This window comes from Ruegeria sp. D4, assembly GCF_056534475.1.
The window spans coordinates 244,994-268,579 of sequence record NZ_JBQFPJ010000003.1; the positions used below are offsets into that span (position 1 = coordinate 244,994).

General features: G+C 59.9%; 18 protein-coding genes. 6 read left to right on the forward strand and 12 right to left on the reverse strand.

Translation table 11 applies throughout. The features are described from left to right. Position 1: 1 nt before the first annotated feature. The 7 genes from ACR0MI_RS07090 to ACR0MI_RS07120 are packed head-to-tail and all read right to left on the reverse strand — an operon-like array spanning position 2 to position 7,699. A complete protein-coding gene (locus tag ACR0MI_RS07090; RefSeq protein ID WP_170613618.1) occupies positions 2-1,105 on the reverse strand; it encodes an enolase C-terminal domain-like protein in 1,104 nt (367 codons plus the stop codon). Continuing rightward, complete coding sequence (locus ACR0MI_RS07095) at positions 1,102-2,208, reverse strand: enolase C-terminal domain-like protein (RefSeq protein ID WP_170613620.1); 1,107 nt, start codon at positions 2,206-2,208, stop codon at positions 1,102-1,104. The genes ACR0MI_RS07090 and ACR0MI_RS07095 overlap by 4 nt, the downstream gene beginning before the upstream one ends. Beyond that, positions 2,205-2,489, reverse strand: coding sequence for a cupin domain-containing protein (locus tag ACR0MI_RS07100; protein ID WP_170613622.1), 285 nt, complete (start codon positions 2,487-2,489; stop codon positions 2,205-2,207). The genes ACR0MI_RS07095 and ACR0MI_RS07100 overlap by 4 nt, the downstream gene beginning before the upstream one ends. Next, complete coding sequence (locus tag ACR0MI_RS07105) at positions 2,486-3,592, reverse strand: enolase C-terminal domain-like protein (RefSeq protein WP_170619175.1); 1,107 nt, start codon at positions 3,590-3,592, stop codon at positions 2,486-2,488. The genes ACR0MI_RS07100 and ACR0MI_RS07105 overlap by 4 nt, the downstream gene beginning before the upstream one ends. After that, positions 3,589-4,167: a dimethylsulfonioproprionate lyase family protein gene (locus ACR0MI_RS07110; RefSeq protein WP_170613626.1), complete on the reverse strand. Its 579-nt coding sequence runs from the start codon at positions 4,165-4,167 to the stop codon at positions 3,589-3,591. Before ACR0MI_RS07110 ends, ACR0MI_RS07105 begins: the two co-directional genes overlap by 4 nt. Next, complete coding sequence (locus ACR0MI_RS07115) at positions 4,164-5,246, reverse strand: alcohol dehydrogenase family protein (protein ID WP_480440651.1); 1,083 nt, start codon at positions 5,244-5,246, stop codon at positions 4,164-4,166. The genes ACR0MI_RS07110 and ACR0MI_RS07115 overlap by 4 nt, the downstream gene beginning before the upstream one ends. Next, positions 5,246-7,699, reverse strand: a complete 2,454-nt coding sequence (locus ACR0MI_RS07120; protein ID WP_480853992.1) for an FAD-dependent oxidoreductase — start codon at positions 7,697-7,699, stop codon at positions 5,246-5,248. Before ACR0MI_RS07120 ends, ACR0MI_RS07115 begins: the two co-directional genes overlap by 1 nt. A gap of 68 nt (positions 7,700-7,767) precedes the next feature. Between ACR0MI_RS07120 and ACR0MI_RS07125 the strand changes: the two genes are divergently transcribed. The 5 genes from ACR0MI_RS07125 to ACR0MI_RS07145 all read left to right on the forward strand — a co-directional run bounded on the left by ACR0MI_RS07125 (position 7,768) and on the right by ACR0MI_RS07145 (position 11,828). Next, entirely contained in the window at positions 7,768-8,655 is an 888-nt protein-coding gene (locus ACR0MI_RS07125; RefSeq protein WP_170613630.1) for a MurR/RpiR family transcriptional regulator, read from the forward strand. Further along, positions 8,652-9,740, forward strand: coding sequence for an aromatic ring-hydroxylating oxygenase subunit alpha (locus tag ACR0MI_RS07130; protein ID WP_170613632.1), 1,089 nt, complete (start codon positions 8,652-8,654; stop codon positions 9,738-9,740). The genes ACR0MI_RS07125 and ACR0MI_RS07130 overlap by 4 nt, the downstream gene beginning before the upstream one ends. Positions 9,741-9,804: 64 nt before the next feature. Continuing rightward, positions 9,805-10,623: an aspartate racemase/maleate isomerase family protein gene (locus ACR0MI_RS07135; RefSeq protein WP_170613634.1), complete on the forward strand. Its 819-nt coding sequence runs from the start codon at positions 9,805-9,807 to the stop codon at positions 10,621-10,623. 52 nt (positions 10,624-10,675) lie between these two features. Then, positions 10,676-11,416, forward strand: a complete 741-nt coding sequence (locus ACR0MI_RS07140; RefSeq protein WP_170619176.1) for a sulfotransferase-like domain-containing protein — start codon at positions 10,676-10,678, stop codon at positions 11,414-11,416. A 28-nt stretch (positions 11,417-11,444) separates the two neighbouring features. Then, positions 11,445-11,828 (forward strand): carboxymuconolactone decarboxylase family protein, encoded by a 384-nt coding sequence (locus tag ACR0MI_RS07145; protein WP_170613638.1) that lies wholly within the window; start codon positions 11,445-11,447, stop codon positions 11,826-11,828. Positions 11,829-11,880: 52 nt separating this feature from the next. Here ACR0MI_RS07145 and ACR0MI_RS07150 read toward each other — a convergent pair whose 3' ends face one another. The 4 genes from ACR0MI_RS07150 to ACR0MI_RS07165 form a co-directional block, all read right to left on the reverse strand. Beyond that, positions 11,881-13,527 carry a tetratricopeptide repeat protein gene (locus tag ACR0MI_RS07150; RefSeq protein WP_170613640.1) on the reverse strand — a complete coding sequence of 549 codons (1,647 nt, stop codon included), beginning with the start codon at positions 13,525-13,527 and terminating at the stop codon, positions 11,881-11,883. 77 nt (positions 13,528-13,604) lie between these two features. Then, the gene (locus ACR0MI_RS07155) at positions 13,605-18,023 is read right to left on the reverse strand and encodes a serine/threonine-protein kinase (protein WP_480440648.1); all 4,419 of its coding nucleotides are present in this window, start codon (positions 18,021-18,023) and stop codon (positions 13,605-13,607) included. A 15-nt stretch (positions 18,024-18,038) separates the two neighbouring features. Further along, positions 18,039-18,503: a hypothetical protein gene (locus ACR0MI_RS07160; protein ID WP_170619178.1), complete on the reverse strand. Its 465-nt coding sequence runs from the start codon at positions 18,501-18,503 to the stop codon at positions 18,039-18,041. A gap of 113 nt (positions 18,504-18,616) precedes the next feature. Further along, positions 18,617-19,552, reverse strand: coding sequence for an adenylate/guanylate cyclase domain-containing protein (locus ACR0MI_RS07165; RefSeq protein ID WP_170816764.1), 936 nt, complete (start codon positions 19,550-19,552; stop codon positions 18,617-18,619). A 423-nt stretch (positions 19,553-19,975) separates the two neighbouring features. On the opposite strand from ACR0MI_RS07165, the gene ACR0MI_RS07170 reads away from it, so the two are divergent. Beyond that, complete coding sequence (locus tag ACR0MI_RS07170) at positions 19,976-21,799, forward strand: BCCT family transporter (protein WP_170816763.1); 1,824 nt, start codon at positions 19,976-19,978, stop codon at positions 21,797-21,799. A 213-nt stretch (positions 21,800-22,012) separates the two neighbouring features. Here the strand turns inward: ACR0MI_RS07170 and ACR0MI_RS07175 are convergent, their stop codons facing one another. Further along, entirely contained in the window at positions 22,013-23,581 is a 1,569-nt protein-coding gene (locus ACR0MI_RS07175; protein WP_170613654.1) for a trimethylamine methyltransferase family protein, read from the reverse strand. Positions 23,582-23,586 lie beyond the last annotated feature (5 nt).

Consider the following 23,586-nt stretch of genomic DNA (forward strand, 5'->3'; position numbering starts at 1 on the left):
CTCAAACGATCTCCAATATTGGGGAGCCAAGAACCTCCGGGTCCGGTGTAACACCTAACCCCGGACCCTCAGGCGGGGCAATCCGGCCATTTTCACGGTTTGGTGCGTCCGGGCAGACGCGCGGGGAGACATAGGAAGACAGGTCGCAGGTATTCATCAGCGACGCAGCCGGTGTCGACGCCGCGAAATGCAGCGCTGCCGCCGTCACGATATCCGACCCCCAGGTGCATTCGGCGCAAATCTCGGCCCCCAGATGCACGGTCAGATCCCGCGCCCGGCGCATGGCCGACAGCCCGCCGAATTTCGAGATTTTCAAAGCGACGGCATCCATGCAGCCCAGCGCATGCGCCTGCAACAGCGAGGCCAGATCATGAGCGTTTTCGTCGATCTTCATCGGCAGGCCGGTGGCCTGGCGCACCGCCGCGCAGTCCTCTAGCGTTTTGCAGGGCTGTTCCAGCATCACATCCAGATGCGCCACCGCCCGGCCCGTGCGCGTCGCCTGCAGCCGCGATGCCCCGCAATTCCAGTCGCCATAAACCAGCGGTCCCGACCCCACGGCCTCGCGCACCTTGATCAGCCGCTCGGCGTCAGCCTGCCAGTCGCCTTCGACGCCCAGCTTGACCTGAAACTGGCGAATGCCGGTCTGGTAAGCGGTCTTGGCGATCCGCGCCATGTCATCTGGCGCGATGCAGGTAATCGAGTGGTACAGCGGCATATCCGCCTGTGTCCGCCCGCCCAGCAGCGCATAGACCGGCTGACCCGAGGCCTTGCCAAACAGGTCCCACAGCGCCAGATCCACGATGGATTTGGCATAGAGATGCCCCTGCAGAAACCCATCCAGCTTGCGCATGGGCGCATCGACCCCGAAAGGAGACATGCCAAGAATTTCCGACCCCATCTCGGCCACAGCTGCGGGAACCCCATCGGCATAGGCGGGAAGGTAATGCGGGATCGGGCAGACCTCGCCCCAGCCTTTCAAGCCGGTATCCGTTTCCAGACACAGGATATGACTTTTGACTGTCGCGCAGGTCTTGCCCTCGGCCATGTGATAGGTTTCGTGACTTGTCAGGTCGACAGACCAGAGCGTTATCTTGGTGATCCTCATTGGTAGGCTCCGACCGGATCGCCTAGCGCATCCTCGTCCGGCGAAACACCAAGGCCGGGCGTTTCGGGCAGATGCAGGTAGCCATCAATGTTACGCGGACCGCGCCCGCCAGCGATGTCGAGGGTGATCATATCCTGACAGGCCCAGACCGCGTGGCAGTTGTCATCCGGGATGGTCGCGGCCAGATGCAGCGCTTCGGTGTCCGCCAGAACCGACCCGCCCGTGGCCATCACGAACATGTCGATACCATGGGCCAGCGCGATATCACGAATCCGCGCCGCCTTGGTCAGGCCGCCGACACGGTTCAGCTTGATCCCGAACACCTCGGCCAGGCCATCGCGGGCAATGCGGGCGGCGTCCTGCAGGGTGACGAGGCTTTCGTCGACTGACACGGGCGAGGCATGACGGCCCGAGATAGCGGCGATATCATCCAGCGTCTCGCCGGGTTGTTCGAACGTGACGTTCAGGTCCTCGCAGGCACTCATCACCCGCAGCGCCTGTTGCCGGGTCCAACCCCGGTTGACGTCATAAAGGATGATCTCACCCGGTCGCCGGATGCTTTCGACATCGCGAACACGGGCAATGTCGCGTTCGACATCTCCACCAATTTTCACCGAATGGGCGATGTAGCCCCGGCTGCGATAGCGCTCGATCACCGCGCGGGTTTCCTCCACGGTCTTCGCACCCACGGACGAAGCAATCGGACGCGGTGTTCGTGATCCGCCGCCCATAAGGTCGGCAATGGGCAGGCCCGCCGCCTGACCGGCGATGTCCCAGCAGGCCATGTCGATCGGGCTTTTTGCATAGAGATGTCCGGGTAAGGCAAGATCCATGGCACGTTCCACATCCAACACTTTGCGCGGATCCAGGCCCAGAACGAAGGGCGCCATCGTCTCGATTCCCGCGCGGATACCCGGCCCGTGCGCGGGCACGTACGTGTGGCCCCAGGGCGTGCCCTCGCCCCAGCCGGTCAGGCCCTCATCCGTTTCGACTTTGACCAGCGTTGCATCCAGCACCTCGAACTTGAGCCGCCCGCCGGACAACCAATAGGGATGCTCCAACGGCAGATCGACGTGATAGACCGATATCCGGGTGATCTTCATTTCAGTTCCACTTCGACAAAGGACATGGGGCTGTCCCCGATATTGATAACGTTATGCTCGACCCCTTCATCGCGCCGATACGCGGATCCGGCCGGGACCGTCACGTCATTGACCGAGCCATCGGGCAATTCCAGCCGCATGTGGCAATCGGAGATGGCGGTGATGACATAATCCATCTCGTGCCGATGCCATCCGGTTTCCCCACCGGGCGCAAAGTCAAATCGCGTCACCCGAACACGGGCGTCGTCAATCATTTGAGTAGCCGTTGCTTGTGGTCTCATAGGCGGAACTCCTCTATCGGCGCGCCGAGGCTTTCGAAATCAGGGGTTACGCCCAGTCCTGGCGTATCAGAGGCGTAAAGCTTGCCATCCCGCGACGCCGGACCGCCGATTCCGGTCGACCTGGTGTTGTAATTCATCAGATCGGTGGTGTTCTGCAGATACTCTGCCGGGGTCGAGGCCGCGAAATGCGCCAGGACCGAGGATGTGATCTCGCCACCCCAGGTATCCTCACTGACCACCGGAATTCGGTTATCGACCAGATAATCCCGCACGCGCCGCGCCTTGCTGAGCCCCCCGAGGTTCGAGATCTTCAGACAGCAGATCTCGGCCCCGCGATCCGCCACGATCCGCTGCGCCATGTGGATGCCGGTCAGACATTCGTCCAGCTTCATCGGCTGTTCGGCGACACGGCGCACCTGCTGGCATTCTTCATAGGTGCGGCAGGGCTGTTCCAGAATGAAATCCAGATCACGCGTGGCACGCGCCACCCGGATCGCATTGTCCACGCGCCAGCCTTGGTTGGCATCGGCCATGGCCTTTTCGCCCGGTTTCAGCAAAGGCACTGTACTGCGTATGCGGTCGATGTCGCTGGCCCAATCGCCCCCGACTTTGACCTGAAACTGGCGATAGCCCTGATCCCGGTAGCGAGCCATCTCGGCCACGGTCTCGTCCACCGCCTTTTGTGGGGCCACCCGGTACATCGGCGCACCGTCGGTTAGCTTACCGCCCAGCAGCATCCACACCGGTTGATCACAGGCCTGCCCCAGAATATCCCAGCATGCGGCATCGAACGGGGCCTTGGCATAGCCGTGCCCCTGCACCAGATGATCCAGAAGCCGTTCGATCCGCCCGACCTGACGCGGGTCTTCCCCCAGCAGCTTTGGTGCCACCAGACGTGCGAGTGCAGGAACACCTTCGGAATGCGCCACCATGTAGTTCTCGCCACAGGGCGTGAACTCCCCACAGCCCTGCAATCCGGCATCGGTGTCGATCACGACCACCGACGCAATAGCGGTTTCAATCGCGTTGCCCGCACCCCAGACATACGTGCCACCTACATAGGGCAGCCCGGTCTGGAAGACGCGGATACGGTTGATCTTCATGCAGCGTCCATTCTGGGCAGATCGCCCATCCCGTCGCCGCGCCACAGGACAAAGGTCAGGATCGGCTGTTCTGTCGTGGTCATGGCGTGGCTTTGCCAGCTTTCGTGATGCCGCGTTTCGTTAGAGCCGACGAAGGCCTCGTTTCCGTCGACCCGGAACACCGCCCCGCCCGCCAGGGTCAGATACAGCTCCTCAGCCTGATGGCTATGCCAGTCATAGTTCAGGCCGGCACCCCAATACGCGACGTAGCCCCGCAGCTGAGTCGAGTGGAAATGCCCTGTCGGACCAAAGAGTTCGTAGTACCCAAAGCGGTTCAGGAAATCCGCGCCGACCTCCTCTTCGGTATAGGTCAGCTTCCACTGCGCCAGATGCGCCGTCGCCTTGATCGCCGCGACCAGATCGCGGGTCGGCTCCCCGACGTCCTCGGCAAAGTCACGCACCAGATCGGTCGCCGGTATCGGCGCAGGCTGCAGACCTGTGGGAGTCAGATCATCGGGCCAGGCCCCGAAAGCGGCAAGATCAGGATGCGCCTGATGCTCCAACCGGGCCGCTTCCAGTACGTCATCAAGCGTCATGGGATCACCACAATATTGCCGGTGTGTTGTTTGGCGATGAAGGCGGCCTGCGCCTCGCGCAACTTTTCCAGCGGAAAGGTCGCGGCCAGCGCGGGCTTGATCTCTCCGGCTTCGATATACTTCACGAGGTTCCGCATTACCTGCGGGTCGATCACGGTCGAGCCGGTAAAGGTCAGGTCGCGCAAATAGAAAGTCCGCAGGTCAAACTCGACCATCGGGCCCGCAATGGCGCCGGAACAGGTATACCGACCACCTCGTTCCAAAATGTCGATCAGGGTCGGCCAGTAGGGCCCGCCCACCACATCGGCAACCACGGTGATCTTCTCGTCGCCCAGCGCCGCCCGCAGGTTTTCCGGCGCGCGCGGCAGGATCACATCGGGCCCCAGTTCGGCCACATCGGCATGCTTCGCCTCGGACGCCAGCGCGATCACGCGCGCACCGCGGCGCTTGGCCAACTGGACCAAAGCGCCCCCAACACCGCCGGACGCGCCGGGCACCAGCACCGTGTCTTTTTCGGTCACGTTGGCGCGGGTCAGCATGCCTTCGGCGGTGGAGTAAGAACACGAGAACGTCGCCAATTCGGCATCCGAAAGGCCCGAGTTGATCGGCACAGCGTTAACCGCAAGCGTGGTCGCGTATTCGGCAAATCCGCCATCGCGTTCCGAACCGAAATAGCCGGTTTTGTCCATGTTTTCCGGGTCGGCAGGGTCCCGCAACCAGCCATCGGTGATGACACGTTGGCCAATACGGGCAGGGTCAACGCCTTCACCGACGGCCACGATTTCACCGCAGATATCGGCCCCTTGAATGCGGGGGAAGGTGATCGGCGCGCCGCCCCATGTCGGGTCGTCCTCACTGACTTCTTCGAAAGCACCTCCGGTGGTCGCCTCAGAGACGGTTTTGGAGTACCAGCCGGATCGCGTGTTCACGTCAGTGTTGTTCAGACCGCAGGCGGCGACCTTGATCAGAACTTCTCCGGCGGCGGGGTCCGGGCGCGGCCAGTCCGTGTGCAGCACCATCTGCTCCAGCCCGCCGTGACCCATCGTGACCATGGCTTTCATCGTATCGGGCAGGCTCATCACGCGGTCTCCATTATTGCGTCTGTGCGGGGCAACAGGCTTTCGGGGTCATAGGCCGGCTGACCAAGAATCCGGCCCGCGCGGGGCTTGCCGTGGATCACGACCTCTACTGCGGTTCCGGGCGCGGCCGCGTCGGGTTTGACATAGGCAAAGGCCAGGATCTTACCGACTGTGTGACCATAGACCACCGAAGCGGTCGACCCCACGACACGCCCGTCCAGCACCACAGCTTCTCCACCATGGCCATCCGCAACACCATCCGGCTCGATTTCGAGATATGCACACACCCAGGGCAGGTCAGTGTTCAGGGTCTTGTCCTTACCCAGATAGTCCTTGTCCGTCTGGGCAAAGCGCAGCACGCCTGCCTCGGCCAACGTGACCTCGTTGGTCAGTTCACCCGCGCCCTTGAAGGCCTTCTCCATCCGCATCACGTTCATGGCAAAGCTGCCATAATCGGTGATGCCATGGGCCTCGCCTGCCACCCACAACGCGTTGTAGACATCCAGGCAGGCGGCGTTGGGCATGTGCAGTTCCCAGCCCAGCTCACCGGCATAGGACATACGGAAGGCCCAGACCTTGTGGCCCGCTATGGTGATTTCCTGCGCGGACAGCCAGCGGAACCCGGCATTGGACAGATCGGCGTCGGTGCAACGCGCCAACACGTCCCGCGAGCGGGGGCCGTTCAGCGACAGGGCCGACCAGTCTGCGGACAATGCGGTGATCTGCACATCCTCAACTGCGCGCTGTTGCGCCAGATGATCCAGCAGGCGCTGTTCGAAGAACGCCGCGCAGACCAGATAGAACCGATCCTCGGCCATACGGACAATAGTCGTCTCCAACTCGATCCGCCCACGCCGGTTCAACATATGGGTCAACGTGATCGAGCCGACCTTCTGCGGCATCCGGTTGGCGGTCAGCCGGTCCAGCAGGGCGTAGGCATCTGGCCCCGAAACCTCGACCTTGGTGAAGGCGGTGACATCCATGATACCCACGCGTTCGCGCACCGCTTTGACTTCAGCCGCGACCATGTCATCGGCAGGTGTACGGCGGAAGGAATAGTGATCGCGCTGCTCCACGCCGTCCCGCGCGAACCAGCGGGGGCGTTCGAAACCATAGACCTCCTCGTGCACCGCGCCTTTGGATTTCAGCAACTCATACAAAGGGGACGGCTTGATCGGGCGCCCCGCCAGACGGTTGAAATGCGGAAAGGGTACTTCGTGACGCAGGCAATAGTCCTCTTCCGCCTTGATCACCTGCCAGTCCTTGTTGGCATAGCTGCCAAACCGTCGCGGGTCATACTCGCGCATCGAAATATCAGCAGCGCCATGCACCATCCAGCGCGCCAGTTCGCGGGTCAGACCCGGCCCCCAGCCGATCCCGATCTGGGTCCCGCAGCAACACCAGTAGTTCCGAACACCGGGCGCGGGCCCGATCAGAGGGTTGCCATCCGGCGGATGCGAGATCGCCCCATGCACATCGCGCTGAATACCCAGCTCGGCAAAAATCGGCATCCGGTTCAGGCTTTCCTCTAGCCACGGCATCACCCGGTCGTAATCCGCGTCGAACAGCCAGTTCTCGTATTCCCACGGGCAATGATCGTGCCAGACCGAGTTCGGGTTTTCCTTCTCATAGATCCCGATCAGCCCGCGCTGCTGCTCCATCCGGATATAGCCCGAGACCTTGCGGTCATCGCGGATCACCGGCAGCTCCTTATCCAGGTTCTGGAACTCCGGCACCGGCTCGGTCACGAAGTAATGGTGGGTCATCGAGGTCATCGGCAGTTGCAAACCGGACCATTCACCCATCTGCCGGGCATAGGTACCGCCCGCGTTCACCACATGCTCGCAGGTGATTGCGCCCAACTCGGTCTCGACCACCCACTCGCCATTTTCGGCCTGCGTGATGTTGGTGGCGCGGCAATTGCGGAAGATTCGCACGCCTTTCTGACGCGCGCCGGTCGCCATCGCCATTGTTACATTGGTCGGATCCACATGCCCGTCATCTGGCGTATAGAGCGCACCCAGAACGCCCTCGAGATTATAGAACGGATGCAGCTCGGCGACCTTCTCGGGGCCGACCAGCTCGATGTTGAACCCCAGCGACCGGCCCACCGACAACGTGTGGCGCAACCAGTCCATCTCGTCCTCGGTATAGGCCAGCCGGAACGAGCCGCAGCCATGCCATGTGACGGGTTGGCCGGCCTCAGCCTCCAGCTGGCCGGAATACAGGCCGATGTTGTAGTCCACGCATTTGCCCAGCCCAAAGCTCGAGGTCGAATGCGTGATCTGGCCCGCCGCATGCCAGGTGCTGCCGCTGGTCAGTTCAGCCTTCTCCAGCAGGACGGTATCACCGCCCCACCCTTCATGCGCCAGATGATAGGCCAGACCGACCCCCATAACACCGCCTCCGACGATGACCACACGGGCCTGTGACGGCAATTCATTCCCGGACATGATTTTTCCTCTTCCCGAGTCGCGTTTCTGCTCGACAGGCTAATTCCACAAATGTACCATCGTCAATCATGAATGACACAAATGTATCATCAATCGTTCTGAACCGCCTGAGTCAGGAGTGGGACGCCCTCACCCCCGAGGCGCAGAAAGCCGCGCGTTATGTGCTGGAAAACCCAAGCGACGTTGGGGTCTCGACCGTGCGCGAGATTGCCGAAGCGGCAAAAGTGAAGCCCAACACCTTTGTCCGCATGGCGCGTCAGGTCGGCTTCGATGGGTACGAGGATTTCCGCGCGCCCTTCCGCGAAGCGATTCGCAAGGGCAGCGTGTCGTTTCCCGACCGTGCCCGCTGGTTGCAGGACATTGGCAAGTCGGGCGAACTGGGCGGGCTTTACGCCGATATGGTCGGCGCCGCGATTCGCAACATCGAAGAAACCTTTGCCGGTATCGACGCCACAAAGCTGAAAGCTGCCGCAGAAGACATCTGGAACAGCCGCCAGATCTTCACGCTGGGCGTCGGCGTCAACAACTCGAACGCGCGCAATTTCACCTATCTGGCCTCGACAGGGATGAAACAGTTCCACGCCATCCCGCGACCCGGCTCGACCCCGGTGGATGATCTGGCCTGGGCCGATGAACAGGACGTTTTGATCGCGATCACCTGCCGCCCCTACCGGACCGAGGTGATCGAAGCGATCAAGCTGGCCCGCCAGCAAGGCCTGACCGTCGTTGGCATCTCGGACAGCCCGGCCAGCCCGGTGATCCTGAACGCACATCACGGTTTTGTCGTCGCCGCCGACACACCACAGTTCTTCCCGTCCTCCGTTTCAACCATCGCGCTTCTGGAAACGCTGCTGTCCTTCGTGATCGCGGTGTCCAGCGATGAGATCGTTGAACGGGTGGAACGGTTTCACCAACGCAGACACCAACTTGGCCTCTACGCGGAGGAGCCCGAATGAACGCCCCCCTGACCCATTCCCTTGACGCCCGATACTATACCGATCCCGCCATATTCGGGCAGGAGTTGCAGGGTCTGCTGGCCCGAACGTGGCAGTTCGCGGGCCACATCGCGCAGGTCCGCGAGACCGGGGATTACTTCGCCTTCGAGATCGCCGGGCAAAACCTGTTCTGCATCCGCGGCCGCGATGGCGAAATCCGCACCTTTTACAACGTCTGCCAGCATCGTGCGCACGAGATGGTCACCGGAGCGGGCAACACCCGCGTCGTTGTCTGCCCCTATCACGCCTGGACCTATGAGCTGTCCGGCCAGTTGCGCGCGGGCCCCAACATCAAATCCGTCCCCGGCTTTGACCGCAGCGCCATCTGCCTGACCTCTGTCCGGACCGAGGTGTTTAACGGTTTCATCTTCGTCAACCTCGATGATGACGCCGCGCCTATGGATGAATGGTATCCCGGTGTGCGCGAAGAAATCCGCGCCTTTGTTCCGAACATCGACAATCTGGAACCACTGGAATGGGTGGAAATTCCGGAAAACTGCAACTGGAAGGTCAGCATCGAAAACTACTCGGAATGCTATCACTGCCCGACCAATCACCCGACCTTTGCGGAAGGCGTGGTCAAGCCCGAGACCTATGACATCCAGCCCGACGCAAGCGACGGCTATGTGCTGCGTCACACGACCGAATGTCAGAGCCTGGAAAAGATGACCTACCCTATTGACCTGTCAGTACCGCATGCGGGCGATTACCAGTCATGGTTTCTGTGGCCGATGTTCTCGTTCCAGTGCTACCCGGGCAACGTGCTGAACACCTATCACTGGCGCGCCAACGATGCCGATCACTGCACCGTCTGGCGGGGCTGGTATACCGAGGGCGGTTCGGAAAGCGCAGTGATCCGACAACTGGCCGTACAGGACCGGGAAACTACGGTCGAGGAAGACATCCGCCTTGTCGAATCCGTGCACCGCGGGCTCAAGTCGCGCGGCTATCGTCCCGGCCCGCTGGTGCTGGACCCGGGTTGCGGCGTGATGTCGGAACATTCGATCGCCAAATTGCAACAATGGATGCGCGAGGCCGTCGAATGACGCCGGTGCCTCTGTCCCAGGGAAGGCGTCAAATTTTCTCAGTCTTCGAAAGGAAAGGCCGATTATGCTGATGCCCGGAGAATGGCGGCCTGAACACAAGCTTTTTCCTTATCAGGTCGGCTTCACCTCTCCGCCGTTCGATTTCGATGCCGCGCCATCGGACTTCCTGCGCATGTGCCCCGAAACCGTCGGCGTTCATGGCTGGATGCTGCATGTCCCGGATTACGTCCACGGGCTGGATCAGCGGAAAAAGAACTTCGGCATGCTCGAAGATTTCGTGCATTGCATGTCACGCAATGGCGTGGATGTCTGCGGTCAGGTCGGGTCGAACTGGGTCCATGCCTGCGGGCTGGGCGCCGACGGGGTGCGGCAGCACTGTGCTGATTTGTCCGACAAACACGGCACGGAGTTTCACATGGCAGGCTATGCCATGGTCGAAGCGCTTCGGGACATGAACATCGAGAAGGTCGCCCTTAACGCGGCCTATCACTGGCCCGAATGGTGGCAGGGCACTGTCGGCTTCCTGCGCGAGGCCGGGTTTGACGTGGTCTGGGCCGGCAATTTTCACGATCAGGGTTGGTTTTCCAGCCAGGAAGAGGTCAACAGCCATCGCTGGGTGTTCGACGGCGATCTGGCCCGCCGCAGTTTCGAATATGTTGCCGACAAAGCCCCGAAGGCCGACGCGATCCTGATCAACGGCATGTGCAATTTCCGAACCGGTCCGGGCGGTCTTCCGCAACGTCCCTTGCATCTGGCCGATGATCTCGAGGCCGCAATCGGCAAGCCCGTGATCGGCCACGACATCGCGCTGTACTGGCGCATCTTCAAATCGCTTGGCATCGCACCCCAAACACCTCACGGGCAGCTTCTGCGGCGTCTGTAGCCGGGACTTTGCCTTGTACAAAGACAAGAATGGCAGTCGAAAGGTCGTTCAAATGCACCAAATCTTCGCGCTCTGGGCTGTACCCCGGTCAACCTCGACGGCCTTCGAGTGGATGATGCGCCAGCGCGGCGATCTTGATTGCCTGCACGAACCCTTCGGTGAAGCGTGGTATCAGGGCGAAGAACCGCTTTGGCATCGCTTTCGGCCGGGCGAAAAGACCACGCCGGGCCTGACCCTTGAAAGTGTCTGGGAAGTCATCCAGACGCGCGCGCGCAAGGGGCCGGTGTTCCTCAAGGATTTTCCGCATTATATCAACCACATGTGGGATGCTGAGCTGCTGTCTCATTTCACTCACGCTTTCCTGATCCGCGATCCTGCCAAAACGATCACTTCCATGTACCGGCAATGGCCAGACTTTGCCGAAGGCGAAGTCGGCTTCCCCGAACAACGCGCCCTTTTTGATCTGCTGACAGCGCTGAACGGCACCCCGCCGCCCGTGATCGACAGCGACGACTTGCTGGAAGATCCGCATAGCATGACGCAAAAGTTTTGCGATTCCATAGGCATACCATTCATTGAAGACGCTCTGACCTGGGAAGCTGGCGGCGATCCGTCTGCCCACAGCTGGTGGGATGGCGGATCGTTTCACGCCAATCTGGCCAACTCCACCGGCCTTGCGCCACAGCCACGCAAGCACATCTCGATCGAAGATGCACCCGAAAGGGTCCGGCAGGTTCATCGCCGGATGAAGCCGCATTATGATCACCTGTACAGGCATCGCTTGAAGCCCTGAATTCACCCAAACCAACCGGAGGTTCCGAATGGCGAACATCTTTGACGAAGACCTTTTTCTGATAGGATTGGAACAGCGAAAAGCAACGCTGGGCGCTGAATATGTCGAGAAAAATCTGGCAGCCGCCGACGATTTCACCCGCCCTTTTCAGGAAGCCATGACCGCGTGGTGCTGGGGGTTTGGTTGGGGCGATGACGTCATCGACGCAAAGACGCGTTCGATGATGAACCTGTCAATGATCGGCGCGCTCGGCAAGATGCATGAATGGGAAATCCACTGCCGGGGCGCCATCAACAACGGAGTCACCACCGAAGAAATCCGGGCAATCATTCACGTGATCGGCATCTATTGCGGCGTACCGCAGGCGCTGGAGTGTTTCCGGGTGGCCCGCAAAGTCATTGAACAAGGCTAAGGCCGTCAACGGTGTGGGGCCGGTTTGCCCCGCGCCTTCGACACTGGGGCATTTACGCTGCGGCCAGGTTTTTCTGACGACAGTAGCAGGACGCGCGGATCGGAACGTCCGCACGCGCAACCGCCTTGTCGAGTTGCAGCTTGATATGCGCTGCCTCCACCGTTTCACCACGCCGCGTCAAACATTCATGCAAACCATGCAGGCTCCAGACATTGCCCGGATGCTGACAGGCCCGGCTGAGCGTTGCATCAAGCCCCAAATCGGCACGATAAACCGCCTCGGCTTCTTCGACCTGCCCCTGTTCAAGTAACAGCGCGCCCAGCGCATGGCGGGTCGGCTGCATCCAGCCCCACGGCTCGTCGTATGGCAGGTTATCGTCGATCCCGACCGATTTGCGCAGGTGTTCAAAGGCCGTTTCAAACTGACCCTGATGATAGGCCAACTCGCCCAGCATCATCTGTTCGGCCACCTTCAGGATATCGCGGCAGGTGTTGTTGAACAGCATCCGGCTGTCCGGCACCCGATGCAGCGCCTGATAGAACAGATCGCGTTCGGTCTCTGCTTCGTCCAGACGCTGAGTATTGGCCAGCGCCACCGTTCGCGCGTACCGCATCATAGCGCGCGTGACGCTGTACAGCTCTTCATCGTCGGGCAAAGACTGATCCAGAATATCCTGCCATCGCCCGAACCGGATCAACACGTGCTGTTTCATCGGGATGAAACCCTCGAACCAGTCTGCCATCGGGCGCAGCGTTTCTGACGGCAGGGTCGCGATCAGTTCATCGGCCGCTTCCAGCGCGGCAGAGGGCTGACCCAGAAACATCGCGCCGTAGATTTTAAAATGGTAGTTGTGACACCGGTAGACCGAATAGAAATTGTCCGCTCCTTCGCGTTTCAGAAACTTCCGGTCCGCCACAATTGCCGCTTCGTTGCGCAGCACCACATTCATGTAATCCCCGCAAAGCACGTCCACGTGGGTCGGCATATGCAGCAGATGGCCCGCATCAGGCACCAAAGTGCTCAGCGCATCGCCATGGCGCAATGCCCGCTCGGGGTGCGGGGACATCTCCATAAGGTGAATATACATGTGCAACAGCCCGGCATGTGCCCAGGCACCCGGAAGCGTTTCGAATGCCTTGTCGAGAACGGCGATGGCCTCTTCGGTGTCTGCACCCTCGGCCGGTTGTCCTGTCGGCAAATCCCAAAGCTGCCAGGGTGTGCGGTTCATGATCGCCTCGGCAAAAATCGCGCAGATATCCGGATCGTTTGGGTGTTTTGCATGGACCTCGCGCATGGCATTGGCAAAGGCGTCATTCCAAGGCGCAAAGTCCGCAATCTCTGCCGTCTCGGGATAGCGCACCGACAACGCTTCGATCAGGGCACGTTCGGCCGGAGTAACGTCATCCAGCAACGCCAAGGCGGTCTTGACCGAGGCACCGGCCACATCGATGCAGTCAGGCTTTTCCTCTTCCTCGAAAGCCTCCCAGGGTTTGTTGTAGTTGGGGCCGATACAATAGGCGATGCCCCAATGTGCCATGGCGCAACCGGGATCAGCGCCCACGGCTTTACGAAAACACGCGATTGCTTCTTCGTGATTGTAGGCATACGTCCAGGCCAGGCCCCGGTCGAACCAAAGTTGCGCCTCGTTTGACGTGGTCGAAACCGGCCGGGAGTAGTTTCCAAGGTCGTAGTAGTCCATTGCAGCGGCCTCCTTCTTCCCATTGGCGCAGACTACTACATCGGGCGTTTTGAAGAAAGTGAGCCGCCAGACGCGCGCTAACGCTCCGGTCGATCGCAACTTGTCGATGGTTCCGCGCTGCCCAGATACTGTCCCCTGCGCCTCTTGTCGAAAGTCGGGCCGCCCAGCGCACAGGCAATCTCCAGGCTCAGCCTGTCCCAGATACGGACGGTTCCCTCTTCACCCGATGTCGCAAAGGTCTGGCCGCCGGGCGCCAGAGCGATACGCCAGCTTGGTCCCTTATGTACCCTTTGGACAGGCATGAGCCGCCAATTGGCAACCGTATCCCACCAATGAAGCTCACCGGATCTGTCGATGGCGACCAATGTTGCGCCATCCGCCAGAAAGGCAAGATCGGTCGCGCCGCCCTTATGGCCACCAAATGATGCCAGTTCAGCGCCGGTTTGCACGTCCCAGATCTTGACCACCTCGTCGCTCGAGGCGGATGCGATCCGCGCGCTGTCGGCACTGAAAGCAACGCTCCACACGGTATTATCGTCCGCTTCGATAACCCGTTCCAACTGATTACTGGCCGTTATCCAGATGTAGAGTTTTCCGTCCGGTGACGCGGCAGCAACGCGGGTTTCGTCGGGCGAAACCGCGACGCGGTTCAGGGCGATTTCGCCCGGTTCAACCGGGTTGACGGCGATGCTCTCAGACACATCCAAGCGAAACAGTCCGGACCCAGTTGCCGCGAAGAACGCAGAAGGTCCCGCAGCCGCTACCGACCAGACCGGCGTCTTGCCCAGATTAAAACGCTGCTTTGACTGCATGGTCGCAGTGTCCCAGACACGAATGTCGCCGTCTCTGTCACCTGTCACAAGCATTTGGCCATCAGCTGAAAACGCCGCGGCCCAGACCTGATTGCCGTGCTCCCTTAGCAACATGGGTTTCATCGCCGACCCGACATGCCAGATCCAGACTTTGCCGTTGTCGTCGCCCACGGCAATCGACGTGCCATTCGGGCTGTACGCTACCCCCAGCGCTTTCGTCCCGTCCGGCAAGGCCAGCATATCGCCATCGCCCGGTTCCGGGTTGACCCGCCACAGACGAACCTGCTGATCCCGGCCTAGTGTCGCCAACACCGGCATTTCGCGCGCCACTCCGATATCCAAGATACTCTGACTGTGCGCCTGCACCACGTCACCCAATGGCGACAGGGCCGCACTTTCCATGCGCAGGGTTCCATCGGCACTGGCGCCAATCAAAACGTTTTCAGGACCCGAGAAAGTGGCTGCAACTATGGGTCCCGCATCTGGGAACCGTTCGATGATCGGCGCGCCTTGCGGAAACCCGATTGTCGAAACCTTGCCGTTGGTGTGTGATACGGCGAAGGAACTTCCGGTGCTGTCAAAGGACAGATGATCCGGATCAGGTCCAAGCGGGCCGCCCGGGATGGGCAGAAACGCCGGGGCACCTTCCTGGTCCACCCAGCCGAAAATGGCACCATCCACATTACCCGCGACCAACCCGTCGGACACAGGCGAAAACGCCACCCTTTTGAACCCCAGCGGCATTTTTGCCAGCGGTGCGCCGATCTGCATCCCCGTCAAGACATCCCACAGCCGGACAGTGCCGTCGCCGGTGGCCGAGGCGACCCGTTGGCCGCTTGCATCGAAAGCCACGCCAAATGCCACGTCATCGCCGGAAAACAGTGTCGTGACCGGGCCGGTCCGGGATGGGGTGACATTCCACAGGCGGACATCCCCATCGGTCGCCGCAGAAACAAGCAACGTTCCGTCGGGTGAAAAGGCGAGGTCTCTGATTCCACCCGAATGCCCCACAAGTTCCGCCAGAACACCCTCGTCTGCGCTGGAACTGTGGAGAACGATACGCCCGTCGCGCAGCCCCACGGCAACTCTCAGGCCCGAAGGGTCAAAGGCCATGGTCTGAGCATCGCCAACTGTCAGCGGGCTGCCCAACGGGATCAGGCCGGGTCTTTCAAGTTGCTGCCGCGCCATCAGCATTGCGGTCCACGCCTCGGACGTGGAACCGGCGGATTTGGCGCGGGCGATGGCCTCGGCGCTTAGGGAAAGGGCAAGCAGCGGATCGGTTTGCGACAAGCCGTTCGCGGCCGCACCCAACGCGCGGGCAAACCGCTCGTTGGCTTCGGCGGTGGCTGCAACGGCCATCTCACGATTGCTTTCTGCAAGCTGCGAGGCGCGAAGCGCCAGAAAAGAAGCTGCCGTCGCGCCTGCGGCGAGCAAGGCAAGAGCGCCCACCGCAATCTGGTTGATACGCCGCCGCCGCATCCTGCGCTGGTTGGAGACGGCCAGAGCCCGTTCGCGCGCCTCCCGCGCCGCGTCCAGAAAATCGCGTTCCTGACCGCCCAGCACGTTTTCATGGCTTTCGGACCATTCCAGCGAAGCCAGCAACCGGGTTCCGCGATACAGCAGATCCGGTTCTCGGTCTTCCGCCTGCCACTCTGCCGCGTCGTGCTGAATCCTTTGGCGCATGCGCAGATCGTCGCGGCTGTCCTCGATCCACGACTCCAATCGTGGCCAGGTTCGAAGCAGCGCTTCATGCGCGATCTGCACGGACTTTTCATCCACCGTCAAAAGCCGTGCATCCGTCAAAGCCTCGACAACCCGCCGCGTCGTGTCCGGATCAATGTCACGCTCGACATCGTCTATCGGCAGCAACCGGCGCGTATCGGGTGTGCCTTCGCCCGGAGTGACCAAACGCAGAAACAGCCGTTGCGTTGCCGCCTGCTGTTTCTTGTCAAAACTGTTCGAATAAAGCGTCTCGGCCGTCTGGCTGATCGCGCCCGTGACCCCGCCAGACTGCCGATAGCCGTCCAGTGACATAACCGCGCCTTTGCGCCTGCTCCACGTTTCATAGAGGGAATGCGCCACCAGTGGCAGCGAACCGGCCTCTCGCCCGGCCTCATCAACAATGGCGTCGATCAGAGATCTGTCCATATGCAACCCGGCCGCGCGCGCAGGTTCGCTGATCGCCCTGCGCAACTCGGGGCGCGTCATGGGGCCGACCAGCAACTGGTTGTCGGAAATGCGATCAGCAAGCCAGGGGATTTCAGCGCAGGACGCATAGAAGTCCGCCCGGATTGTCAGCACGATGCGCACGCGGCTGTCGGCTGGATCGGTCATCGCCGACAGGGCTTCGATGAACTTGCCTCTGCGCTCTTGCGTGACCAGCGTGAACAGTTCTTCAAACTGGTCGATACAAATCAGTAGCTCGCCCTTGTTGGCGGTTGCCAGACGGCGCGCGGCGCTGGGATAGGCGACAAAATCGTTCAGGGAAATCTGGGCCGTCAGATGCGAATTGTCCCCGATCAGCTGAAAATACAGATCAGTCATCGGATCCCGACCTGGCGTAAAGATGCAAACCCGCCAGTTTTCACTGCCCGGCATCGCATTTGCAGCAACCGCCGGCAGCAGACCAGCCCGCAGGACCGAGGATTTGCCACTGCCCGACGAACCGCCCAACACCAGAATGCGACTTTTTTGAAGCCGACTGACGAGGTCCTCGACCAGATCCTCTCGCCCGAAGAAGTAACCTGAATCTTCGGGCTGAAAGGCAGCAAGCCCTTTATAGGGGCATTCCACCCGGCTTTCCGAAATCTGGGTCACAGCTTCGGATGCGGCCTCGCGCCGGTCGCGATCCAGCGCATCGTTCATTGCACTGCGCCAGGATAACATTTCCTGAAACCGGGCTTCGGGGTCCATCGCCATGCCGTGTTCAATGCAGTCGCGCCACATGTCCGGCAGCCCGGAAATGTGTTCAGAAACACGATGGAACGGCGGCGGCGGCCTGCCGGTCAAGACATGCCACATCAACGCGCTGGCGGAATAGATATCCGTCATCGGCGTGACAGGATGCCCATGTTCAGCCTGTTCCGGGGCCTGATACAACGGGGTGCCGGCCATCATGGTCGCGCCGGTCACATCGATCGCAAGATCCTTGGCGATGCCGAGATCGGCTAAAAAGACGCGTTCGTCCGGCTCTACCAGTGCTTCAAACGAGGCTGAGTTGCCGTTGTCCCTGCTGCGTTTGACCCTTTGCAGCAAAACATTCGCGGGTTTGACATCACGATGAACGACATTCGCCTCGTGAACCGCCGATAAGCCATCCGCCAGTGCATCGATCAGAGTGCCCAGACCCTCGCGCCTTGCCAGCACGGCGGGGTCCAATTGCTTAAGCCGCTCGGCCAGAGTCCCACGGTCCGCATAATCCATAACAAAATAAGGACGACCGTCTTCCAGCCGCCCTACGTCATGAACCGACACGACACGCGGTGACCGGATGCGCCGCAGCAAGCGCGCCTCCTCAAGAAAATGCGCTATGACGCTTTCATTGGCGGCCAGATTCGAATGGAGGATCTTGAGGGTTACAGGAACCTCCAGCTCCTCGTCCCGCGCCAGGACAACTGCCGCAAAACCTCCGCTGGCTATTTCCCTTTCGACGGCATATCGGCCAATGAACGCAGGAAAACTCATGTTGCGGTCTGCGTCTTAGAGATGCTCTTTCACGTCAACGCAATGGAACTTGGTCGCATCCAGGATATTGTGGTCCCGATCGGCGGCAGTCACGCACATCATCGTGCCTCCGTCGCGCGCTGCCGTGGAAGCCGCCTCTTTGGTGACATAGCTCGGGTATTCGTCATGCCGGTGCCAGCGGCCCTGTTCAACTTTGAAATCGCTCTGGGCATTGCGGCCAACCTGTTCGACCGAATAGCTGTCACCCCACCAGGCGTGAAAGTGGTTCTTTGACACATCAGGCGTGAAATTCGCCTCGTAGGTAACCACCAGTTCTTCACCGTTTTTTTCGACCGAAACAATCTGAACCTCGCACCCGTCCACCGGGCAGGCGTTGGGCATCGTGGACTGCGCATAGGCGGTCATGCTGCCGAACAAGGTGATCGCCCCAAAGATAAGACAGCCCCGGCGCACTTGGTTTCCAGAAGAATTCAAATACATCTTTCCCTCCTGAAGTTTGCTGAGAACAACCTTTCGCGCCGATCCTAACATAAATGCAGGTTTCCTTCTGAGACTTTCGCGACACAAGCGGGAATACGGTACACAGATCATATTCAGCGGCGGACGATTTCAAACTCCAACGGGCGCGCATCGGTGTGCAGGACAGGTAGCGCCGGCGATATCAGCCCGCTGTCAGCCAGCATGACGGTCTCTCGCTTCAGCTGGATTTCCCTTGCGTTTTCGATCTGAACAAAGGTTCCGGACGAACTTCGGTCGGTCAGCGTAAGCTTGCCGCTTTTGACGCTGAATACGGCATGCAGCCGCGAAACCCAGGGCTGAGGCAATATCACGTCGCACTGGTTGGACCTTCCGATGCTAAGCTCTTCGCCCTCCCTGCACCTCCAGGACTGGTCGTCGTGATACAGCACAAGCGTGAAACTCTCGCCCTGTTGTCCCAGCGGAACATCGCCGGATCGGGTTGGCGAATGCACGACCGTACTCAGACCGTCTGTAGCTGCAACCAGGGAATAAGCCCTGACCGGATCGCTGACGCCTTTCAGGCGCAGCGCTCCAATCGGGATCAACTGCTTTCGGATGTTCGATCGCAATCCGGTCACAACGGTTTCGCTCAGACAGGCCTCGCCCGGGTTGGCCGCCGCCGCCAGCCGCGCCGTCAGGTTTACGGTTTCGCCGAATATATCATTCTCGGCAATGACGATGGGGCCCTTGTGGACCCCTGCATGAACGGACAGCACCGTTCCCGGGGGCTTGCTGACCATCTCAAGCGCCGCGTGAACGGCAGCGTCGTGATCGAAGAAGTAGCAAAGGACGTCATCCCCTTTCTGCCCCACGTCAATTCCGCCAAATTTTCTTGTCACATCGCGCAGCCTGTCGATCTCGAATTGAATCAGCTTCCGCGCCTGATCATCCTCCATCGACTCATAGAACGGAGTGCTGTCCGAGATATCGGCGATAATCGTAGTGGCGAGCTTGGTATCCAATGTGTTGATCGCATCTGAGTGACTGTGGTCCGAGATATTATGGCACATGGCGGCCTGAACCGAGCGGGTTTGTTACGCACCCGATCGATTTGATTATGAGGCGTACACGTTCCGCCTTCCCATGGCGTTTGATTTGATCCCCAATGGTCATTTCAGATTGGAGTTTGGCCGCGTGTGTTCACACACGCCAAGCTGACAACGGCACGCTGCGTGCAACTGATGAACCAACACAAAAAACTGCGCCACCCGGAACCTGCCACGATCAACACCAGGATGTTTGGCACAATACCCAACCAACAGAATTACCGAGACTTTCTGTGAGACATCTGACCAACCAGAAAACGTGAAGGTGGAAACCAGTTGTTGTTCGGGTCTATTCTTTGGTTGTCGAAAGCGTCGCGCGTTCTTGCAAAGGGATTAGCGCTGCGGCGCCATAAGTGAAACAGTCAACCTATGTGAGACCGTTAGAATATGGCGCTTGAGGACCCCTTCACAGACCTCAAAATAGAAACGCAGCGGACCGGGTTTTACAAAGGATATAACCTGCCGATTGCGCTGTTCAGCAAATTCTCGGTTTCGCTGCTGGTCCTGTGGGCGTTGGTTTGGCCGCTATCTGCAAACGACACGTTGCGTTCTTGGAAGTCAGGGTTGCTGGCCGAATTCAACGCCTTTTACAACATTTCGGTCGGTCTGTTTGTATTCTTCCTTTTTCTTGTTGCGCTTGTTCCGGCGACCGGGCGAATGCGGCTTGGGGCAGAAGTTGAGACGCCGGAATTTTCAAACTTTTCATGGTTTTCGATGATGTTTGGCGCGGGTCTCGGCGTGGGTCTTATGGTCTACGCAACCGCTGAACCACTGGGTTTGTGGGAGACAAATCCACTGACCGTTTCCGGGCAAGTTGCTCCAAAAAGTGAGGAGGCAATTGAAGGCGCTTACCGCCATACGTTTTTGCACACCGGCTTTCACGCTTGGGCAATTTACGTGGTCACCGGCCTGAGCCTCGCTTACTACGCCAATACCCGGGGCATGCCGCTGACAATTCGGACGGCGCTGACACCGTTGCTCGGAGAATACTCCAACGGAATTGCAGGCCATGTGATCGATATACTCGGCGTCGTGGCGACGATACTCGGCGTGGCTGTGACGATCGGTTATGGCGTTTCTCAACTGGTCGATGGCGCGTTTCTGATTACCGGCGCGAATTGGCTTGTGGAAAGTGCGCCGACCGCAATGAAGCCGTCGACCGCCGGACTGATCACGGCGCTGGTTCTGGTCATGATGATGTCGACACTCTCGGCCGTTTCTGGTGTGGGGCGCGGCGTCAAATACCTGTCGAACATCAACCTGCTGTTGTCCCTGGTATTGCTGGCAGTGTTCATTGTTTTTGGCTCGTTTGCGTTTGCCGCAACGACTTATGCAACGGCGCTGGTCGACTACGTCAAGAACTTCATCTCGCTGAGTTTTCAGGCTTATCGCCCAATATCGGAGATCGAGTACGCGTCCGTACTGCCGGCCGAGGCGGCTCCCTTTGTCGAAGAGCTGTTTGCGGGCGCAACAGATGCCTGGGGTACAAAAGCTGCCTTCCTGGAAGGGTTGAGAAACGATACCGCCAATCTTTCCGACGCAACCAAGACTGCGGCTTATGACGCGGGCACACAGGGGCGCTTGTTTGAATGGCAGGCCGGATGGACGACCTTCTATTGGGCGTGGTGGATTGCGTTCTCGCCTTTCGTGGGTCTTTTTCTGGCGCGTATCTCGAAGGGGCGCACAGTGCGCGAATTCATACTTGGCGCGGTTATTGCTCCATCCCTTGTGTGCTTCGCCTGGATGGCCATTCTGGGTGGGGCCGCTATCGATATGGAACTGAATGGGGACGCCAACGGGGCAATCCTTGCCGCATCAACAACAGCGACACTGTTTGTCACCTTGGGCGAAATGATTTCGGGCGACTTCCTCATCATCATAAGCGTCATGTGTGTGGTGTTGACCATGACCTTCCTCGTCACGTCCGCCGACTCCGGCATTCTCGTGATGAACACGATCATGTCCGGTGGGTCTGAAGACACCGGTTTGCTTCATCGCGTTATCTGGGGGGCGCTGCTGACGCTTGTCATTGGAACCTTGCTGATTGCCGGTGGCGGCGGGTTAGAGGCTTTGACCAATTCGATGATCATTGGCGCGCTACCGTTCAGCGTAGTGTTGCTGCTCATGTGCATCTCGCTGGCCAAAGCAATGATAAACGACCTGCGCCGCTTGAACCACGAAACGCAACAGGAGGGGCCGGCGGGTTCCTGATTGCCTTGCCTAGCGGTTTCAGAACCCGAAAAAGGGTGGTTGGATTTGGCAAGTCAGCAGGCGAGTTGAACCAGACGGTCGGCCTTCTTGAAATTGGAGGCCGTCTGGCAATCAAAGACCTGACGCACAAGGGCGCGTTTTGGACTTAGGCACTACAACAGCGCGGCATCGCAATCCTGCACGTTGCGATGCCTTTGCTGTTAACCGCAGAGTTCACCCCGCCCGCATCGCCTCGGGCGGCAGTTTGATCGGGAACCTCGAACGCACTTCTGCATCGGCCTTGCTGCCAAAGTAATTCGGGTAGTGATTGGACAGAATGTCATCCACCACCGAGCGGCTGCGTTCAAACATGTCCTGACGCCCGGCTTTTTCCCAGGTATCGGTCAATTCCCGGTCTAACAGGGTCGGATAGACATATTCGGTCTCCATGTATTGCAAGGTCTGTGCGTTGCCGAGGAAGTGGCCAGGATCAATCGCGCATTCATGGATGACGTCCACAGAAAGCGTCTCGTCACTCACCTCGATACCACGGAGCGTTCGCGAGATCATTCCGGCGGCCTCATTGTCAATGACCATGGACTCGAAGCTGCACCCCATCAGACTGCCGACCATCCCGCCAAATTCGCAGAGTCGGTTGGCCCCGGCATGGGCCGCCAAGGCGAAGGTCAGCGCCTTTTCCAGACCGTATTGCGCGTCGGGGATCTTTGAATCCGTCATGCCACATCCGACGCTGGTCGGCAGGTTGTAGAAATTGCCCATCTGAATGGCTGCGGCCGAAATCAACGCCTGTTCACCGCTGCCGCCCGTGAACGACCCGGTGCGCAGGTCGGTGATGAAGGGCCAGGCCGCGAAGACGACCGGTGTGCCCGGGTTGATCAGGTTGGCAATGGCGACGCATGACAGGGTCTCGGCCACCGCCTGCGCCAAGGTCCCCGCCAGCGGCGCGGGTGATGTCGCCCCAGCTTGCGGCGGAACTGCAAGATCGCAGACGAGACCCATTTTCGCGGTATCGATCAGGATTTCCAGATTTTCACGCCCAAAGCGAAGGGGAGAAACGATTGGGCAGCCACCAAAGATAACCGAGGGCTTTTCAAGGAACTTGCCCTCCCCGCCCGAAGCCAGATCGAACAGATGGATCGCGTCCTGAATATGCTCGCGCGTGCGGAAGGTCAGGCAGGACGGTTTTTCGCTACCCGCCAGGATGGCATAGAGCATGCTCATGTCATGCTCATAATCCTGCGGAACATCCGTTGCCAGAACCGTGTCGCCGGTCATGTGAATATTGTCGAGCCGATCCACCAGACGGGTGAAATCATAAATATCCTTGAGGGTTGATGGCCTGTAACTGCGCGTTTCGGCGTCGAACGTTGTCACAGCGGTGCCGGAGTTTGCGTAATACACCTTGTCCTTAGTGCAATGCATGTCGTCCTTGCCGGCTCGCGATCCGCGTGCGTGGACATAGAATTCACTGGCCGCCTTGGCCAACAGGTCCTCCATCAGGGCGCGCGGAAAGCACAGCCTGCCGTGCTCGTTCACTGTCGCCCCCTTGGGCATCACAAGATCAAGGACTTCCTGCGTGGGATCGCCGACGCCTGTGCGTTCCAGAATGCCGAGCGCGGCTTCGTGGATGCGTGCCATATCGGCGTCTGACAGCGGCTTGTACCGGCCACCGGGGATGCCGGGCCAGATCGCCTGCGAGGCGGTATTGCTGGTCCGCACGGCCGCGCGTGCTTCACGCCCGCCCCCGCGCCGTCGTGATCTGCGCTGCGTAATTTCTGTCATCGTTC

Coding starts and splice junctions, on each gene's coding strand:
- ACR0MI_RS07175 (WP_170613654.1), bottom strand. CDS start 23,581: ATGACAGAAATTACGCAGCGCAGATCACGACGGCGCGGGGGCGGGCGT.
- ACR0MI_RS07125 (WP_170613630.1), top strand. CDS start 7,768: ATGAATGACACAAATGTATCATCAATCGTTCTGAACCGCCTGAGTCAG.
- ACR0MI_RS07130 (WP_170613632.1), top strand. CDS start 8,652: ATGAACGCCCCCCTGACCCATTCCCTTGACGCCCGATACTATACCGAT.
- ACR0MI_RS07135 (WP_170613634.1), top strand. CDS start 9,805: ATGCTGATGCCCGGAGAATGGCGGCCTGAACACAAGCTTTTTCCTTAT.
- ACR0MI_RS07160 (WP_170619178.1), bottom strand. CDS start 18,503: ATGTATTTGAATTCTTCTGGAAACCAAGTGCGCCGGGGCTGTCTTATC.
- ACR0MI_RS07140 (WP_170619176.1), top strand. CDS start 10,676: ATGCACCAAATCTTCGCGCTCTGGGCTGTACCCCGGTCAACCTCGACG.
- ACR0MI_RS07150 (WP_170613640.1), bottom strand. CDS start 13,527: ATGGACTACTACGACCTTGGAAACTACTCCCGGCCGGTTTCGACCACG.
- ACR0MI_RS07090 (WP_170613618.1), bottom strand. CDS start 1,105: ATGAGGATCACCAAGATAACGCTCTGGTCTGTCGACCTGACAAGTCAC.
- ACR0MI_RS07145 (WP_170613638.1), top strand. CDS start 11,445: ATGGCGAACATCTTTGACGAAGACCTTTTTCTGATAGGATTGGAACAG.
- ACR0MI_RS07170 (WP_170816763.1), top strand. CDS start 19,976: ATGGCGCTTGAGGACCCCTTCACAGACCTCAAAATAGAAACGCAGCGG.
- ACR0MI_RS07095 (WP_170613620.1), bottom strand. CDS start 2,208: ATGAAGATCACCCGGATATCGGTCTATCACGTCGATCTGCCGTTGGAG.
- ACR0MI_RS07115 (WP_480440651.1), bottom strand. CDS start 5,246: ATGAGCCTGCCCGATACGATGAAAGCCATGGTCACGATGGGTCACGGC.
- ACR0MI_RS07105 (WP_170619175.1), bottom strand. CDS start 3,592: ATGAAGATCAACCGTATCCGCGTCTTCCAGACCGGGCTGCCCTATGTA.
- ACR0MI_RS07155 (WP_480440648.1), bottom strand. CDS start 18,023: ATGAGTTTTCCTGCGTTCATTGGCCGATATGCCGTCGAAAGGGAAATA.
- ACR0MI_RS07110 (WP_170613626.1), bottom strand. CDS start 4,167: ATGACGCTTGATGACGTACTGGAAGCGGCCCGGTTGGAGCATCAGGCG.
- ACR0MI_RS07100 (WP_170613622.1), bottom strand. CDS start 2,489: ATGAGACCACAAGCAACGGCTACTCAAATGATTGACGACGCCCGTGTT.
- ACR0MI_RS07165 (WP_170816764.1), bottom strand. CDS start 19,552: ATGTGCCATAATATCTCGGACCACAGTCACTCAGATGCGATCAACACA.
- ACR0MI_RS07120 (WP_480853992.1), bottom strand. CDS start 7,699: ATGTCCGGGAATGAATTGCCGTCACAGGCCCGTGTGGTCATCGTCGGA.